We start from the raw sequence: 15303 nt of genomic DNA, 5'->3' as shown, positions 1-15303 counted from the left end.
AGCAGCCATGAGTACGCCGAGCACGACCGGGAGCACGCCGTACACCAACCCGCTCGAGCAGGTGCTGTTCGAGGTCAAGCGCACGATCGTCGGGCAGGACGTGCTGCTCGAGCGGATGGCCGTCGCCCTGCTCACCGGCGGCCACCTGCTCGTCGAGGGGGTGCCCGGTCTCGCCAAGACCCTGGCGGTGAAGTCGCTCGCGGGTGCGATCGGCGGACAGTTCCAGCGCATCCAGTTCACCCCCGACCTGCTGCCGGCCGACCTGGTCGGCACCCGCGTCTACCACCAGCACACCGGCGAGTTCCAGACCGCGCTCGGGCCGGTCTTCGCAAACCTGCTGCTCGCCGACGAGATCAACCGGGCGCCGGCGAAGGTGCAGAGCGCGCTGCTCGAGGTCATGCAGGAGCGCCAGGTCACGATCGGACGGGAGACCTTCCGCGTCCCCGAGCCGTTCCTCGTCATGGCCACCCAGAACCCGATCGAGTCCGAGGGCGTCTACCCGCTCCCGGAGGCGCAGGTCGACCGGTTCATGATGAAGGTCGTCGTCGGCTACCCGAGCTCTCCCGAGGAGCACGCCGTCGTCGAGCGGGCGATGCGGCCGCCCGCTCCCCCGCAGGCGATCCTCACACCCGAGGAGATCCTGCCGATGCAGGAGCGGGTGCAGCAGGTCTACGTCGACCCGGCCGTCGTCGACTACGCCGTACGCCTCGTCACCGCGACCCGCGCGCCCGGCACCGCCGGGCTCGGGGAACTCGAGCGCTACGTCACGTACGGCGCCAGCCCGCGCGCCTCGATCGCGCTCGTCCTCGGGGCTCGGGCGATCGCCTTCCTCCGCGGGCGCGACTACGTCCTCCCCCACGACCTCGGCGAGATCGCGCTCGACGTCCTCCGGCACCGAGTCGTGCTGTCCTACGAGGCGCTCGCCGACGACGTCGACCCCGACACGGTCGTCACCAGCGTGCTGCGGGCCGTGCCAGCGCCCGACGTCGTGCTCCAGGACCGCTGACCGGCAGCGCGCCATGGCCACCGCCCCGGACCGCCTTCTCCGCCGCCTCGAGTGGCGGGTCGTACGCCGCCTCGACGGGCGGCTCCAGGGCGCCTACCGCACGACCCATCGCGGCTCCGGCGTGGACATCACCTCGCTGCGGGCGTACGCCGAGGGCGACGACGCCCGCCACATCGACTGGAACGCGACCGCGAGGCTCGACGAGCCCGTCGTGCGGGAGTTCGTCGAGGACCGCGAGCTGACGACCTGGCTGGTGCTGGACCGGTCGGCGTCGATGGTCGCGGGGGCGCCCGACCGCGGGAAAGCCGATGTGCTCACCGAGCTCGCCCTGGTCCTCGCCCGGCTGCTGGGGCGCGGCGGGAACCGGGTCGGGGCGATCCTCTACGACACCGGTGCCGGCGCCGGCACGGTGCGTGTCGTGCCGCCCGCCACCGGCCGCGACCAGGCGTTGCGGATCGGCGCCGAGCTCGAGCGCACGGCGACCCCGGCGCGGGGCGCCACGACCGACCTCGCGGCGATGCTGGACACCGCCGCGTCGCTGGCCCGGCGGCGGTCGCTGGTGGTCGTCGTCTCCGACCTCATCGGCATCGGTGACTGGGAGCGGCCGCTGATGCGGCTCGCCCGCCGCCACGAGGTGGTCGCGCTCCGGGTCGTGGACGCCGTGGACGACGGCCTCGCCGAGGCGGGGCTCATCGTCGTCGAGGACGCCGAGACCGGCGAGCAGCTCGTCGTCGACTCCAGCGACCCGCTCTTCCAGGTGCAGCTGCGCACCGCGGTGGGCGAGCGCGACGCGGCGCTCGAGAGCGGCATGCGGCGGGCGGGCGTGCCGGCGTACCGCATCCCCACCGACCGCGACCTCGTCGAGGCGCTCGTCGACGTGGTCGCGCGGACGAGGTGGCGGACGTGAGCCTCTCCTCGCCGCTCCTCCTGGTCGTCGGGGTCCTGGTCCTGGCCGGGCTCGTCACGGCCGCCGTACGCCTCGGCCGGCAGCGCTCCGCCGCACTGCGCCGGGCGGGGCTGACGCCGAGCGGCCGGCTCGGTCAGGGCGGACTGTGGTGCACCGTCGCAGGCGTCGGCGTCCTCGCGGTCGCCGCGGCGGGGCCGACCGCGTCGGTGCCGGTCCCGCAGAGCACCGGCACGGTCGTCGTGGCCGTCGACGTCTCCAACAGCATGGGCGCCGACGACGTACGCCCCACCCGCCTGGCGCTCGCCCAGCGCGCGGCCAAGGCCGTCGTCGAGGCCCAGCCCGACAACGTCAAGGTCGGCGTGGTCGCCTTCGAGCAGGGGGCGCTGACGACCTCCCGGCCCAGCACCGACCACACGGCGGCGCTGGCGGCCGTCGACCGGCTGCGCGTCACGGGAGGTACGTCGCTCGCCGCCGCGATCCTCGCCTCGCTCTCCGCCATCACCGGCCGCCCGGTCGCCCTCAAGCGGGACGGGAGCGCGCCGACCGGTCTCGGCTACTGGAGCTCGGCGACCGTCGTGCTGGTCTCCGACGGCGAGGACGAGGGCGACCCGGACAGGACCGAGGCGGCCGCGACCGCCGCGCAGAACGCCGGGGTCCATGTCGACACCGTCGGGGTCGGTACGACGCAGGGCACGGTCGTCGACGTCGACGGCTACCGGCTGCGTACCGCGCTCGATGAGGACACGCTGAAGGGGATCGCGACGACGACCGGCGGGGACTACCACGCCGCCACCGGGGCGGCCGACCTCGACGACGTCGCGTCCGGGATCGACCTGCGGCTCGAGGTCGCCGACCGCGAGCTCCCGCTGGCCGGCGCGTTCGCCGCGGCAGCGCTGCTCCTGCTGGCCCTCGGCGCCGTGCTCACGGTGCGGCGGACGGGACGGATCGTCTGATGTCGTTCACCTGGCCCTGGGCGTTCGCCGCGCTGCTGCTGCCGGCGCTGGTGCTGGCGTACGCGTGGTGGGCGCGACGCCGTCGGCGCAGGAGGGCGCTCCGGGTCACCTCGGTCGCGCTCGTGCGCGCGGCCGTCCCCCGGCACAGCAGCTGGCGCAGGCGCGTCCCCGCCGGCGTACTCCTCCTGGGGCTCGGCGTCCTCGCAGTCGGCGCCGCCCGGCCGCAGGCGTCGGTGCCGGTCGTCGACAACTCGACCAGCATCCTGCTCGCCCTCGACATCTCGGGCTCGATGTGCTCGACGGACGTCGACCCGAACCGCCTCACCGCCGCCGAGAAGGCCGCCGAGGAGTTCGTAGACTCGCAGTCCGGCGGCCCGCGGATCGGTCTGGTGACATTCGCGGGTACGGCGGGGCTGCCGGTGCCGCCGACCGACGACACCGACGAGCTCCTCGACGCGCTCGACGGCCTCACCACCTCGCGCGGGACGGCGATCGGGCAGGCCATCCTGACCGCGATCGACGCGATCGCCGAGATCGACCCGACGGTGGCGCCGACGGGCGCGACGGCCGACCGGGAGCAGGCGGCCGGCTACGCGCCTGACGTGATCGTCGTGCTCACCGACGGCGCCAACACCCAGGGTGTGCCGCCGCGGACCGCGGCGCGTCAGGCGGCCGAGCGCGGCGTACGCGTCTTCACGATCGGCTTCGGCACCACCAGCCCGTCGGCGCTGGTGTGCTCCAGCTCGCAGATCGGCGACGACGGGCTCGGCGGGTGGGGCGGCGGGCCCGGTGGCGCCGGGGGGTACGGCGGCAACCCCGGCCCGGGTGGCTGGAGCGGCAATCCCCTGCTCATGGACGAGAGCACCCTGCAGGCCGTGGCGCGGACGACCGGCGGCGAGTACTACCGCGCCGAGAACGCCAAGGAGCTCTCCGACGCGCTCCGCGACCTGCCCAGCAACCTCACCCTGACGCACAAGGACGTCGACCTGGCGGCCTGGTTCGCGGGCGCCGGCGGACTCCTCGTCGCCACCGCCGTCGGGCTGTCGCTGTGGTTCAACCGGGTGCGCACCGTTCCGGGTGGGTCGCCCCGCTAGATTCGGCGCGTGACGCCGCCTTCCTCGATCAGCTCGCTGCTCTTCGACTGCGACGGTGTCCTCGTCGACTCCAAGGAGGCGTCCGAGGAAGCGTGGACGGAGTGGGCCGGGCACTACGGCCTCGACGCGGAGCAAGTGCTCGCCGGCATCCACGGACGCCGGTCGCTGGAGACCGTCGCCCGGCTGCTGCCCGAGCCGCGGCGCGCCGGGGCCACGGCGCTCATCGACCGGCTCGAGGTCGAGACCGCCGACCGGACCCGGCCGGTCCCCGGGGCGGTGGAGCTCCTCGCGGCGGTGCCGCGGTCGGCGTACGCCGTGGTCACCTCGGCCCCGGCCGAGCTCTGCCGGGCGCGGCTGGCGGCGGCCTCGCTGCCCGCTCCCCCGGTCCTGGTCACCTCCGAGGACGTGGCGCGCGGCAAGCCGGCGCCGGACTGCTACCTGCTCGGCGCGGAGAGGCTCGGGGTCGAGCCCGCCGCGTGCCTGGTGCTCGAGGACAGCGCGGCGGGCATCGCGGCTGCCCGCGCCGCCGGGGTCGGGTTCGTCGTCGGCGTCGGCCCGGACGCGCACGGACGCGGCGCCGACGTCGTCGTCCCCGACCTCACCGCCGCGGGCTGGCAGAACGGGCGCCTCGTCCTGCGCTGACCGGTGCTAGTCGGAGCCGCCGGTCCCGCCGCCGGCGGTGTCGCCGGAGGTCGGCTTCGGGGCGTGCGAGTGCCCGTGGCCGTGCCCATGACCATGCCCGTGGCCGGCACCGTGGGAGTGGCCTCCCACCGGCGTGTCCCCGGCCCGCAGCGGAGCCGCCTCGTAGACGCCCTCGTGGGCGACGATGGGGCGCCGGTCGCCGGCGAGCTCGGGATGCTTCTCCTCCAGTCGCGTGCGCGCCTCCGCCGTACGCCGGAGGCTGTCGACGTACTCCTTGTCGCCGTCGTAGGTCCCTCGCCAGGTCTGTGGCATCGCGTCGTGGGCGGGCGGAACCGACGCCACCCCGGTGAGCCCGACCCGGGACGGGACCTTGGCGGTCTCCGCCCCGCAGGTCGGGCAGACGGGGAGCTCGGCGGTGAAGGACTGGATCACCTCGAAGCGGTGACCGCCCTCGCACCTCAGCTCGTAGATCGGCATGTCACCACAGCTCGAGCGACCGCTCGTAGATGCCGGCGATGTCCTCCTCGGTCACCGGCTTCGGGCTGGTCGCGAGGAGACGCTGCTGCTTCATCGTGCCGTCAACGAGGTCGGGGATGTCCTCCTTGGAGTAGCCGACCGCGCCGACGCCGTTGGGGATGTCGATGTCGCGCATGATCCCGGCGAGGACGGTCGGGAGGTACTCCCTCAGATCGTTCGGCTTCTCCACCTCCGGCCCGAGCATCTCGGCGGCGCGGATGTGGCGCTCCGGGTTGGCGTCGAACGTGAACCGGAACGCCTCGGGCGCCGTCAGGGAGACCGACATCCCGTGCGGGACCATCGGCTCCGCCGGCGGGTAGTCCTTCGGGTGGAAGTCCTTGACCCGGCCGGCGATCGGGTAGGCGTTGGCGTGCGGGATGTGGACCCCGGCGTTGCCGAAGCCCATCCCCGCGAACGTCGCCGCCATCGCCATCGCGCCGCGCGCCTCGGTGTCGTCGCCGTGGCTCACCGCCCGCCGGAACGAGCCGGACATCAGGGTCAGCGCCTTCTCCGACCACATGTCGGCAATGGGGTTGGCGCCGCAGTAGGGCACCCGCTGCTCCGGTGTCTTGTGCTCGTAGGTCGTGTAGGGCCGCGCGGTGTAGCTCTCCAAGGCGTGGCAGAGGATGTCCATGCCCGACGAGGCCGTGACGCCGGCCGGCTGCGAGATGGTCAGATCGGGGTCGATGACCGCGAGCGTCGGCCGCAGCCGGGCGTGGCTGATGCCGGTCTTCACCTTCAGCGACAGCACGTCGAGCACGCATACGGTCGTGGACTCGGCGCCGGTGCCGGTGGTGGTGGGCACCGCGATCATCGGGTGCAGCGGCTTCGTGGGCGCCTTGCCGCCGCCGACCGGCGCGTTGATGTAGTCCATCAGCTCGCCGTCGTTGGTGGTCATCAGGTTGATGGCCTTCGCGGTGTCGATGCTCGAGCCACCGCCGACCGCGACGATCGCGTCGAACGGGCCGTGCTCGCGCGCCCACGCGATCGCCGTCTCGAAGCTCTCGTCGGTGGGCTCGACGTGAGCGCCGTCGAACACCTCGGCGACGATGTCGAAGACCGCCATCTGCTCGGCGACCTTCGCGGGGGTCCCGGTGGCGGCGATGCCCGGGTCGGTCACGACAAGAGCACGGCGTACGCCGTACTGCGCCAGGTCCCAGCCGATCTCCGCGGAGGCGCCGGGTCCGAACTTGAGCTGCGGTGCGCCGTACGTGAAGACGCTCTCGGGGTTGGCGGGGGCGGGGTGGCTCATCAGGTGTAGCTCCCAACGGGTGCGAGCCGCATCGACTTCAGCTGGGCTGCGTCGTGCCCGAACACGACGGTGGCGTCGGTCTTCTCGGCGAGGTTACGGATCTTGTCCACAGACGTGTACCACGCGGTCAGGTCGTTCACGATCGCGGCCGGCGTCGAGGGCGGTCCGTAGGAGTCGCCCATGTAGACGGCGTCGGAGGTGAAGATCATCGTGCCCGAGTCCTTGAGGTCGACCTGCATGGCCATCTGTCCGGGGGTGTGGCCAGGCGCCTGGATGAGCGTCACGCCCGGCAGGAACTCGGTGTCACCGCTGACCGTCTCGAAGTCGAGGCCCTCGTAGTCGGCCTTGAGATGGGCGCCGGTGAACGCCCCGTCGAAGCCAAACGCGAACTCCTTCTCCGCGTCCGAGCAGACCAGCTTGGCGCCGGTGCCGGCGAAGGTGCGGACGTTGCCCGCGTGGTCGAAGTGGAGGTGGGAGAGGACGACGTAGTCGAGCTTGTCCGGGCTCACGCCGAGCTGGCCGAGCCGCTGGTCGAGGTACTGCTCCTCGCTCACCTGGTCGTAGGGGAAGAACTCCTGCAGCCCGGTCGGCTCCCACCGGGTCTCCCAGTCACGGGGACAGCTGGTGTCCCAGAGGATGGTGCCCTCGTCGGTCTCGATCAGGACCGCGTGGGTTGTGCACTCGTACCACTCCACCGGCTTCTCCTTCTCGCCCCGGGGCCGGATGCTGCGGCCCGGTTTGAGGAGGAGCCAGGTCAGGTCGCAGCTCATCGCGCCGCAGTCGAGGATGTGAAGCCTGTTCGCTGTTGCCATCTGCCACTCTCCGTCGCTTCGGTGTGCCGGGGTTCCGAGATGAGACTTCTGAACGACAGTTAAGTGAGGGCCATCACACGGTGTCAATGACGTGCTCGTAGGGTGTCGCCGTGACCGTGCTGATCACCGCCGCCGAGCTCGCCGAGGCGCTCTCCTCCGACACTCCGCCGGTCGTCCTGGACGTCCGCTGGCAGCTCACCGCCGCCGGCGGGCCGCCGTACGACGGGCGCGCCGACTACCTCTCCGGCCACGTCCCCGGCGCGGTTTTCGTGCCGCTGGACGAGGAGCTCGCGGCCCACGGCGAGCCGACCGACGGACGGCACCCGCTGCCCTCGGCAGAGGCGCTCCAGGCGGCCGCGCGCCGCTGGGGCGTGCGGGACGGATCGACGGTCGTGGCGTACGACGGACATGGCAACCTCGCCGCCGCGCGGGCATGGTGGCTGCTGCGCTGGGGCGGCGTCGCCGACGTACGCCTCCTCGACGGCGCGCTGCCCGCCTGGTTGGCCGCCGGCGGCGCGCTCGCCACCGACGACGTCATGCCCGAACCGGGCGGCGTGACGCTCACGCCCGGCGCGCTGCCGACGATCGACGCCGACGTAGCCGAGACGTACGCCGGCGTCCTGCTCGACGCCCGGGCGCCCGAGCGGTTCCGCGGGGAGACCGAGCCGGTGGATCCGGTCGCCGGCCACGTCCCCGGCGCGGTCAACGCCCCCACGACCGATAACCTCGACCCGGAGGGCCGCTTCCTGCCGGCCGCGGAGCTGCGCAGCCGCTTCGCGGCCCTCGGCGCGGACGGGTCCGCGCCGGTCGCGGCGTACTGCGGCTCGGGCGTCACCGCCGCCCACGAGGTCGCTGCCCTCGCGATCGCGGGCATCGAGGCCGCGCTCTACCCCGGCTCCTGGTCGCAGTGGAGCAACCAGGGCCGCCCGGTCGCCACCGGCGAGTGAGCGGCCCGATCGTCGGACGAAGTACGCTGGCGAAGCAGCCTCACACCGCGTCGGCCAGCGTCGCCACGAGCTCCTCCGACGACCTGGCCGCAGGACCTGCCGCCACCGCGCGCAGGACCCGCAGGACCTGCGCCTGGCCGCCCATCACCTGCTCGAAGGTGAAGCGCAGCAGCCGCCAGCCGGCGAGCGCGTACGCGTTGTAGCGCTCACAGTCTCGGCTGAACGCGGCGCGCCCACTGTGGAACCCGAACGAGTCCGCCTCGATCAGCACACCCTTCTCCACGCACACCAGGTCGGGGTGGAACACGAGTCCGGCCGCCATCACTGCCTGCTGGGGCGTGACGACGAGCCCGGCGTCGATGCAGAGCGCCCGGAGCACTGACTCGAAGGGATTGGCGGCTCGCCCGTCGGCATGGATGAGCACGCGGCGCACGCGAGCGGCCCCGGCGCCGCGCACGATGACGCGGTCCAGCTCGGCGCGGGTCACCCGCCCGGAGCGGAGCGCGGAGTCCGCGATCGCCAAGGCCTCGTCGAACGGGAGCCGGCGCGCGCAGTCGACCACCGTGCGCAGCGGCGTGGTCACCCCGTCGCGCGCCTCGTCGTCGGCGAGCCGCACCCAGAGCAGGCGTACGCCGTCGCGGCGCACCCGGGTCAGCCTCGAGCCAGCCGGGATCGCGACCTCGGGCATCGGCGGCTGCGTCTTCAGCCCCCACTCGTAGTGGGCGGCCGCGCTCCGCAGGGCCACGACGCCGCCGACGAGCTGGGCCGCCGTGACCGCGACCGCGGCTGTCGGAAGCGCATAGCGTCCGTGGGCCAGCCGGCGCACTGCTCCGTCGCCGACGGCGCTGCGCAGCCTGCGGCGGCTCGTGAGCCGGAGGATCTGACGATGGGTCGCCACACCACCCAGCCGGGCGAGGGCCTCGGTCGCTTCCATGACCGTGTCATGCCCGCCTCGGCGCGGGCCAGCGGGTTGTCCACAGGCCAGTTCGTCGGAGAAAGTACGCCGCCAGCACGCTATGGGAACGGCAGGCCGCGGGACGGCGGAGCACTCCTCCGACGATCTGGTCTGGCTACAGACTGAACGCCACCTTCCTCGACGCGATGTCCGCGCTGGCGAGCCGCACGCGGACGTCGCTGCCGAGTGGCAGCGGCTCGGTGCCGCTGACCGGCGCCTCGATCGCCGGCTCCTGGACGGTCACGCTGCCGCGCCGCTCGTCCTTGTCGTCGAGGTCGACGATGACGCCGGCGAACTCCTCGCCGACCCGGGGCGCGAGGATGCCGGCCTCGACGAGGTCGACGACCGCCCGCTCGTACGCCGAGGCGCGCCGACCGGACTCCCGCATCGTGTCGGGTAGCTCGTGGAGGGCGGCGCGAACCCAGTCCGGCACCGGCTCGTCGGCGCACAGCGCGACGCAGATCTCGCCGGCGTACCGGTCGGCGAGGCGGCGCAGCGGGGCCGTGACGTGGGCGTACTCAGACGCGAGCGCGGCGTGCTCGGTCAGCTCGGGCAGCTCGCCGTCGAAGGTCGCGTAGCCGCTCCCCCGCAGCAGTCGGGTGCAGGCGACGGTCATCGCGGCATGCTTGGGGTTCTTCGGGTCGAGGCCGCGGATGAAGTCGGGGTAGAGCATCTCGGCCGGCCAGTCGATCCCGAGCGCCCGAGCGGTGCGGTGGAGGCGCTGGATGTCGTGCGGGTCGGGCGGCGGCAGCGTGCGCAGCACGCCGACGCGGGCGTAGACCATCAGGTCGGCGGCGCCGAAGCCGGTGAGCAGCGAGAGCTGGGCGTTCCAGTCCTCGACGGGCAGCATCTCCCGGAACTCCAGCCGCCACTCCTCCCCCAGGACCGCGATCTCCTGGTCGGGCAGCGGAAGGTTCACCCCGCCGCGCGCGGCCTCCTTCGCCAGCCGGAGCTCGCCGATCGGCTTGAGCAGCGCCAGCGAGTCGGCATACGCCGCCGGGATGGTGCCGGTGTCGATCATCTGCTGTACGCCGGCGTAGTCCAGCCTCGCGACGGACCTGACCCTCGCCCGCTCGACGAAGGTGTCGACGCTCTCGCCCTCGGCATCCAGCCGGGTGGTCCAGAGCAGCGCCGGGCGGACCTCGCCGGGCAGCAGCGACGCCGCTCCCTCGGAGAGCACCTTCGGGTGCAGCGGGATCTTCGAGTCGGCGCCGTAGAGCGACTCGCCACGGCGGTGCGCCTCCACGTCGACCGGATCGCCGGGCGCCACGAACGCGGCCACGTCGGCGATCGCGTAGTGGACGACATAGCCGTCCCCGTCGCGTTCGAGGTGGAGCGCCTGGTCGAGGTCCATGGAGCCGGCCGGGTCGATGGTCACGAACGGCAGGTCGGTCCGGTCCTTCTCGGGCAGCCTCGGCTCCGCGGCGGCCCTGGCAGCGGCCTCCTCGACCTCGGCCGGGAAGCCGGGCGTCGCGCCCAGCTCCTTCTGGATGTCGGCGATCCCCTGCTGCAGGGTCCGTGCGGCGACGCCGTCGTCGGCCTCGGCCACCCGGATGACGCGGTTGGAAGGCATACCGGCACCATAGGGCACCGTGCTGATCCTGCTCCCGCCGTCCGAGGGCAAGACGGCGCCCCGCCGCGGCGCCCCGCTCGACCTGGAGGCTCTCTCCGTGCCGGTGCTCACCGACGCCCGCGAGGCGGTGGTCGACGCGCTGGTCGAGCTGTGCGTCACCCGGCCCGAGGACGCGGTCGGGATCCTCGGGATCCCCAAGACCCAGCCCGAGCTGGTCGCGCTGAACGCCGGACTCCGGGAGGCGCCGACGGCGCGGGCCGACCGGGTCTACACCGGGGTCGTGTACGACGCCCTCGACCCGGCCACGCTGTCGACCGCCGCCAAGCGCCGCGCGGCGAGCCGCGTCATGGTGACCAGCAGCGTGTTCGGGCTCGTCGGCCTGGGCGATCGGATCCCGGCGTACCGCCTCTCCGGCGACACCACCCTCCCCCGCCTCGGCGGCGTCCAGGCGCACTGGCGCCGCCACCTCGGCCCCGGCGTCCTCGAGGCGTTGGGCGGGGGCCTGCTGGTGGACCTGCGGTCGGGGACGTACGCCGCGTTCTGGCACGCGCAGGAGGTGGCGGAGCGTGCGGCGACGGTCCGGGTGCTCCACGAGGTCAACGGCACCCGGAAGGTGGTCAGCCACTTCAACAAGGCGACCAAGGGCCGGATCGTGCGCGCGCTGCTCGAGTGCGGCGCCAACCCGCGCACCCCGGCCGCGCTCGCCGACGCGCTCCGCGACCTCGGCTGGACCGTCGAGCCGGGCGAGCCGTCGAGGAACGGGACTCGGCTCGACGTCGTCGTCAGCGAGCTGTGATCACCACGCCGGGCCGCTGAACGCGTCGGCCCCCGGCGGCTGGGCGTTGTAGAGCCGCATCGACGCCCTGTCGTCGTCGTAGAACGCCAGCACCGTCACCGACGCCGGGGAGAGCTCCATCCTGAAGCCGGCATCGAGCCCGGCCCCCACCACGCGGGCGACGAGCAGCTTGATCGGCGTGACGTGACTGACCACGACGACCGTCTCGCCGGCGTGCCGGGTCAGGAGTCGGTCGAGGCCGTCGAGCACCCGCTTCTGGACCGTGGTGAAGGACTCGCCGCCCGGCGGCGCGTAGTCCATCGAGGAGAACCACTGCTTCAGCTCACCCGGGAAGCGCTCGTCGATCTCCGCGAGCGTCAGCCCGTCCCACTCGCCGAACTCGGTCTCCGCGAAGCCGGGCTCCTCCTCGACCGGCACGCCGAGCGTCTCGGCGATGATGTCGGCCGACTCGCGGGTCCGGCGTACGGGCGAGGCGACCACCGCGCCCACCCGGTCGGCGATCGGCGAGATCCAGTCGGCCGTCGCACGGATCTGGGAGCGGCCGTCGTCGGAGAGCCCGGGGTTGTCGCCGCCGAGGCCGCCGGAGAACCTCTTCGCGGCGGTGTGCGGCGTGACCCCGTGGCGTACGACCACCAGCGTCGTCGCCGTCGCGCCCGGCATCGACCAGCCGCGGGCCGGCGGCTGCTGCGCCTCGACCGCCCCGTCCTGCTCCGCGGCCTCATCCGCCGCCTCCGCCGCCTCCGGCGACTCCAGCTCGGCGACGAGCGACTCGTCGCCGCCGCCACCGACCGTGACGCCGCTGCGGAGCCCGTCGAGGGCCTCGTTGACGAGCCGGTCGGCGTGCTTGTTCCGCTCCCGCGGGATCCAGGTGTAGACGGTCCCGAAGGGCGCCAGCCGATTGGCCTCGAGCGCCAGCGGACGCATGTCGGGATGCTTGATCTTCCACCGGCCCGACATCTGCTCGACGACGAGCTTGGAGTCCATCCGGACCTCGATGTCGGCCTCGGGGGCGTACTCCGCGGCCATCCGCAGGCCGGCGATCAGGCCCTGGTACTCCGCCACGTTGTTGGACGCCCGCCCGATCGTGGTGCCCTCCTCGGCGATCACCTCGCCGGTCTCGGCGTCCTTCAGCACCGCGCCGTACGCCGCCGGTCCGGGATTGCCTCGCGAGCCGCCATCGGCCTCGATGATGACGCTGGTGCGGGCCACGCGCCTCACAGCCCCGACTCGGAGGTGCGCACGAGGATGCGGGAGCACTCCTCGCAGCGGACGACCTCGTCACTGGGCAGGGCCTTGATCCGGGCGAGCTCGGCGGGGTCGAGGGTCAGCATGCAGCCCTGGCACTGCCGGGCCCGCAGCGCGGCGGCGCCGACGCCGCCCTTCTGCTCGCGCAGCCGGTCGTAGAGCGCCATCAGGTCGACGGGCATCCCGTCGGCCGCCGGGCTGCGCTCGGCCGCGATCTCGTCGAGCTCCGCCTCGATCTTCGCGACCTCGGCGTCCTGCTGCTCCTCGGCGACCGCGAGCTTGCCGGCGACCTCCTCGAGCTCGGCGTCGAGCCGGGTGAGGGTCGCCTCCGCCTCCTCGAGCCGCTCCATCACCTCGAGCTCCTCGTCCTCGAGGACCGAGATCCTGCGGTCGAGCGAGGTCAGCTCCTGCTGCATCCGCTCGAGGTCCTTGGCGCTGCCGACCGCGCCGGAGTCCATCCGCTCCTGGTCACGCCGGCGGCGGGTCTTCACCGCCTCGACGTCGGCGTCCGCCTTCTTCCGGGCGCGCTCGAGGTCGTCGCGGGCGATGCGCGCGTCGCGGGCCTGGTCGTCGAGCGTCTTGTGGGAGGCCCGCAGCTCGGCGATCACGGCCGCCTGCGGGAGGTGCGACTTGCGGTGGCGCAGCTGGTGGGCACGAGCATCGAGCTCGGCGATGTCCAACAGCTTCAGCTGCGCGTAGGGGTCGGCTTTCAGCATTGCTCCTAGAGACGAAGGGTCCACGGGTCCGTCACCGTCGTGGACACGCGGGTCTCAACCGTAGCGCCCAGGCCTGCGCGGAGCCTCCCCTCCACCACCGGCAGCCAGGTCCACTCGGCCGCCCAGTGCGGGACGTCGACCAGCGCCGGGCCCTCCTTCTCGAGGAACTCGCTCGCCGGATGGTGCCGCAGGTCGCTCGTCACGTAGACGTCGGCGCCGCCCGACGCCACCCGGTCGAGCAGGAAGTCGCCCGCACCGCCGCACAGCGCCACCGTCTCGACCGGCCGGTCCGGGTCGCCGCCGACCCGGATCCCGGACGCCGTCTCCGGCAGCGCCTCGACCACCCGGGTCGCGAACTCCCGCAGCGTCGTGCGCGGCACGTGGCCGACCCGGCCGGTCCCGGTGGAAGACGGGGTGAGAGGAGCGAGCTCCACGACGTCGTACGCCGGCTCCTCGTAGGGGTGCGCGGCCACCATGGCCGCGACGACCGACCGGCGCAGCGGCCGCGGCAGCACGCACTCGACGCGCACCTCCTCGACGGTCTCGAGCGAGCCCACCGAGCCGATCGCCGGGCTGGCGCCGGGCAGCGGTCGGAACCTGCCCTCGCCCGTGGACGAGAAGGACGCGGAGTCGTAGTCGCCGATCCGGCCGGCGCCGGCCTCCGCCAGCGCCGTCCGCACCGCGTCCGCGTCGCCCGCCGGGACGTAGACGGTCAGCTTGTCGTACGCCGCCGGATCGGCCGGCACGAGCGGCTCGACCTCGGTCAGCCCGAGCGCGAGCGCCATCGCCTCGGAGACACCGCCCAGCGCCTGGTCGGCGTTGGTGTGCGCGGTCAGCAGCCCGCAGCCGGCGCCCGCGAGGGTGGCCAGGGTCCGGCCCTTCGGCGTCGTCGCCGGGAAGCCGTGGACGGCCTTGAGGAAGAGGGGGTGGTGGACGACGAGGAGGTCGGCGCCCCACTCGGCGGCCTCCTGGGCCACCGGCAGCACCGGGTCGACGGCGAGCATGACCCGCGACACCGGCGCCGCGGGGTCGCCGTACACCAGTCCGACGGCGTCCCAGGAGTCGGCGGTCGCGGGCGGGTACCACTCGTCGAGGAGGGCGACCACGTCGCCGAGTGTCGGCTGCTGCGGCATGGCCTCAGGCTATCGACGCGCCACGCCGGCCAGCGCTCGGTCCGCCCGGCGGGCGAGCTCCTTGCGCGCCGCCGCGGTGCGCTGGTCGGGCACACCGGACCACTCGAGGAACTCGATCGCCACGATGCAGTCGTGGTGGGCGCCGAGCGCGTCCTGGACCGCCTCCGGCTCGGAGGAGTCCTCGCCGACCGCCTCGAGGGCGTAGCGGGCCCGCTTCGCCGCCTTGCGCGCGTCATGGAGGGCGACGGGGTCGTCGCCGGCCCGACGCAGCCGCTTCTCGGCACGGTCGATCGCCCGGCGTACCCGCCGCCGCGGATGTACGCCGCCGTCCGGCTCCGCCAGGGCGAGCGACTCGAGCTCCTCCATCAGGTCGCGGTGGGCGGGCGAGTAGAGCTCGGTCTCCAGCGCCGCCCACGCCTCCCCGGCCTGGTGGTCGAGGCTCGGCCGCAGCGCCGCGAGGAGCTCGTCGTCGCAGACCTCGCCGAGCGTCTCCAGGAGCACCTCGTGGTCGCGGGCGGCGCCGAGGACACCCGACCAGTCGCGCAGCGCCTCGATGACCTGCTCACGGCGCTCCTCGGGGACGAGCGCGGGAAAGGTCTGGAGCGTGCTACGCACCCGGCGCAGCGCCACCCGGGCGTCGTGCACCGTGTCGGGCCCAGGGTCCGCCAGGGCTGCCTCCGCCCGCCGTGCGGCCGCGACGTGGTCGGCGAGGTAGGCCCTGACCCGGGCCGTCCGGGTCGCCATGAGGGAGACACG

The 15303-nt window shown here is 73.7% G+C and carries 16 protein-coding genes; 7 read left to right on the top strand and 9 right to left on the bottom strand.

Annotation, left to right across the window (positions count from 1 at the left end; all coding sequences use genetic code 11):
- Positions 1-7: 7 nt before the first annotated feature.
- The 5 genes from ABLE53_RS10905 to ABLE53_RS10885 are packed head-to-tail and all read left to right on the top strand — an operon-like array spanning position 8 to position 4602.
- Complete coding sequence (locus ABLE53_RS10905) at positions 8-1006, top strand: AAA family ATPase (protein ID WP_348858939.1); 999 nt, start codon at positions 8-10, stop codon at positions 1004-1006.
- 13 nt (positions 1007-1019) lie between these two features.
- A complete protein-coding gene (locus ABLE53_RS10900) occupies positions 1020-1913 on the top strand; it encodes a DUF58 domain-containing protein (protein WP_348858938.1) in 894 nt (297 codons plus the stop codon).
- On the top strand, positions 1910-2866 hold the full coding sequence (locus ABLE53_RS10895; RefSeq protein ID WP_348858936.1) for a VWA domain-containing protein: 957 nt from the start codon (positions 1910-1912) through the stop codon (positions 2864-2866). The genes ABLE53_RS10900 and ABLE53_RS10895 overlap by 4 nt, the downstream gene beginning before the upstream one ends.
- Positions 2866-3960: a vWA domain-containing protein gene (locus ABLE53_RS10890; RefSeq protein WP_348858934.1), complete on the top strand. Its 1095-nt coding sequence runs from the start codon at positions 2866-2868 to the stop codon at positions 3958-3960. The genes ABLE53_RS10895 and ABLE53_RS10890 overlap by 1 nt, the downstream gene beginning before the upstream one ends.
- 9 nt (positions 3961-3969) lie before the next feature.
- A complete protein-coding gene (locus tag ABLE53_RS10885; protein WP_348858933.1) occupies positions 3970-4602 on the top strand; it encodes an HAD-IA family hydrolase in 633 nt (210 codons plus the stop codon).
- A 6-nt stretch (positions 4603-4608) separates the two neighbouring features.
- On the opposite strand, the gene ABLE53_RS10880 is transcribed toward ABLE53_RS10885, so the two are convergent.
- The 3 genes from ABLE53_RS10880 to ABLE53_RS10870 are packed head-to-tail and all read right to left on the bottom strand — an operon-like array spanning position 4609 to position 7182.
- A complete protein-coding gene (locus ABLE53_RS10880; protein WP_348858932.1) occupies positions 4609-5079 on the bottom strand; it encodes an FmdB family zinc ribbon protein in 471 nt (156 codons plus the stop codon).
- A 1-nt stretch (position 5080) separates the two neighbouring features.
- The gene (locus tag ABLE53_RS10875; RefSeq protein ID WP_348858931.1) at positions 5081-6370 is read right to left on the bottom strand and encodes a hydroxyacid-oxoacid transhydrogenase; all 1290 of its coding nucleotides are present in this window, start codon (positions 6368-6370) and stop codon (positions 5081-5083) included.
- The gene (locus tag ABLE53_RS10870; RefSeq protein ID WP_348858930.1) at positions 6370-7182 is read right to left on the bottom strand and encodes an N-acyl homoserine lactonase family protein; all 813 of its coding nucleotides are present in this window, start codon (positions 7180-7182) and stop codon (positions 6370-6372) included. Before ABLE53_RS10870 ends, ABLE53_RS10875 begins: the two co-directional genes overlap by 1 nt.
- Before the next feature lie 110 nt (positions 7183-7292).
- Between ABLE53_RS10870 and ABLE53_RS10865 the strand changes: the two genes are divergently transcribed.
- Positions 7293-8129 carry a sulfurtransferase gene (locus ABLE53_RS10865; protein ID WP_348858929.1) on the top strand — a complete coding sequence of 279 codons (837 nt, stop codon included), beginning with the start codon at positions 7293-7295 and terminating at the stop codon, positions 8127-8129.
- 40 nt (positions 8130-8169) lie between these two features.
- Here ABLE53_RS10865 and ABLE53_RS10860 read toward each other — a convergent pair whose 3' ends face one another.
- Complete coding sequence (locus tag ABLE53_RS10860) at positions 8170-9063, bottom strand: DUF559 domain-containing protein (RefSeq protein WP_348858928.1); 894 nt, start codon at positions 9061-9063, stop codon at positions 8170-8172.
- 136 nt (positions 9064-9199) lie between these two features.
- Positions 9200-10657 carry an RNB domain-containing ribonuclease gene (locus ABLE53_RS10855; RefSeq protein ID WP_348858926.1) on the bottom strand — a complete coding sequence of 486 codons (1458 nt, stop codon included), beginning with the start codon at positions 10655-10657 and terminating at the stop codon, positions 9200-9202.
- Between the two features lie 19 nt (positions 10658-10676).
- Between ABLE53_RS10855 and yaaA the strand changes: the two genes are divergently transcribed.
- On the top strand, positions 10677-11453 hold the full coding sequence (gene yaaA, locus ABLE53_RS10850) for a peroxide stress protein YaaA (RefSeq protein WP_348858925.1): 777 nt from the start codon (positions 10677-10679) through the stop codon (positions 11451-11453).
- Here yaaA and ABLE53_RS10845 read toward each other — a convergent pair whose 3' ends face one another.
- From ABLE53_RS10845 to ABLE53_RS10830, 4 genes are read right to left on the bottom strand one after another with little or no spacing between them, the layout of a single operon-like run.
- Complete coding sequence (locus ABLE53_RS10845) at positions 11454-12662, bottom strand: bifunctional RNase H/acid phosphatase (protein ID WP_348858923.1); 1209 nt, start codon at positions 12660-12662, stop codon at positions 11454-11456.
- 5 nt (positions 12663-12667) lie between these two features.
- Entirely contained in the window at positions 12668-13414 is a 747-nt protein-coding gene (locus ABLE53_RS10840; RefSeq protein ID WP_348858922.1) for a zinc ribbon domain-containing protein, read from the bottom strand.
- A 5-nt stretch (positions 13415-13419) separates the two neighbouring features.
- A complete protein-coding gene (locus ABLE53_RS10835; RefSeq protein WP_348858921.1) occupies positions 13420-14547 on the bottom strand; it encodes a Nif3-like dinuclear metal center hexameric protein in 1128 nt (375 codons plus the stop codon).
- Between the two features lie 9 nt (positions 14548-14556).
- Positions 14557-15291: a CHAD domain-containing protein gene (locus ABLE53_RS10830; protein ID WP_348858920.1), complete on the bottom strand. Its 735-nt coding sequence runs from the start codon at positions 15289-15291 to the stop codon at positions 14557-14559.
- Positions 15292-15303 lie beyond the last annotated feature (12 nt).

It is taken from the genome of Nocardioides asiaticus (assembly GCF_040049175.1).
In the GTDB taxonomy this organism is placed as follows: domain Bacteria; phylum Actinomycetota; class Actinomycetes; order Propionibacteriales; family Nocardioidaceae; genus Nocardioides; species Nocardioides cheoyonin.
This window is presented reverse-complemented; position numbering and strand designations above follow the sequence as displayed.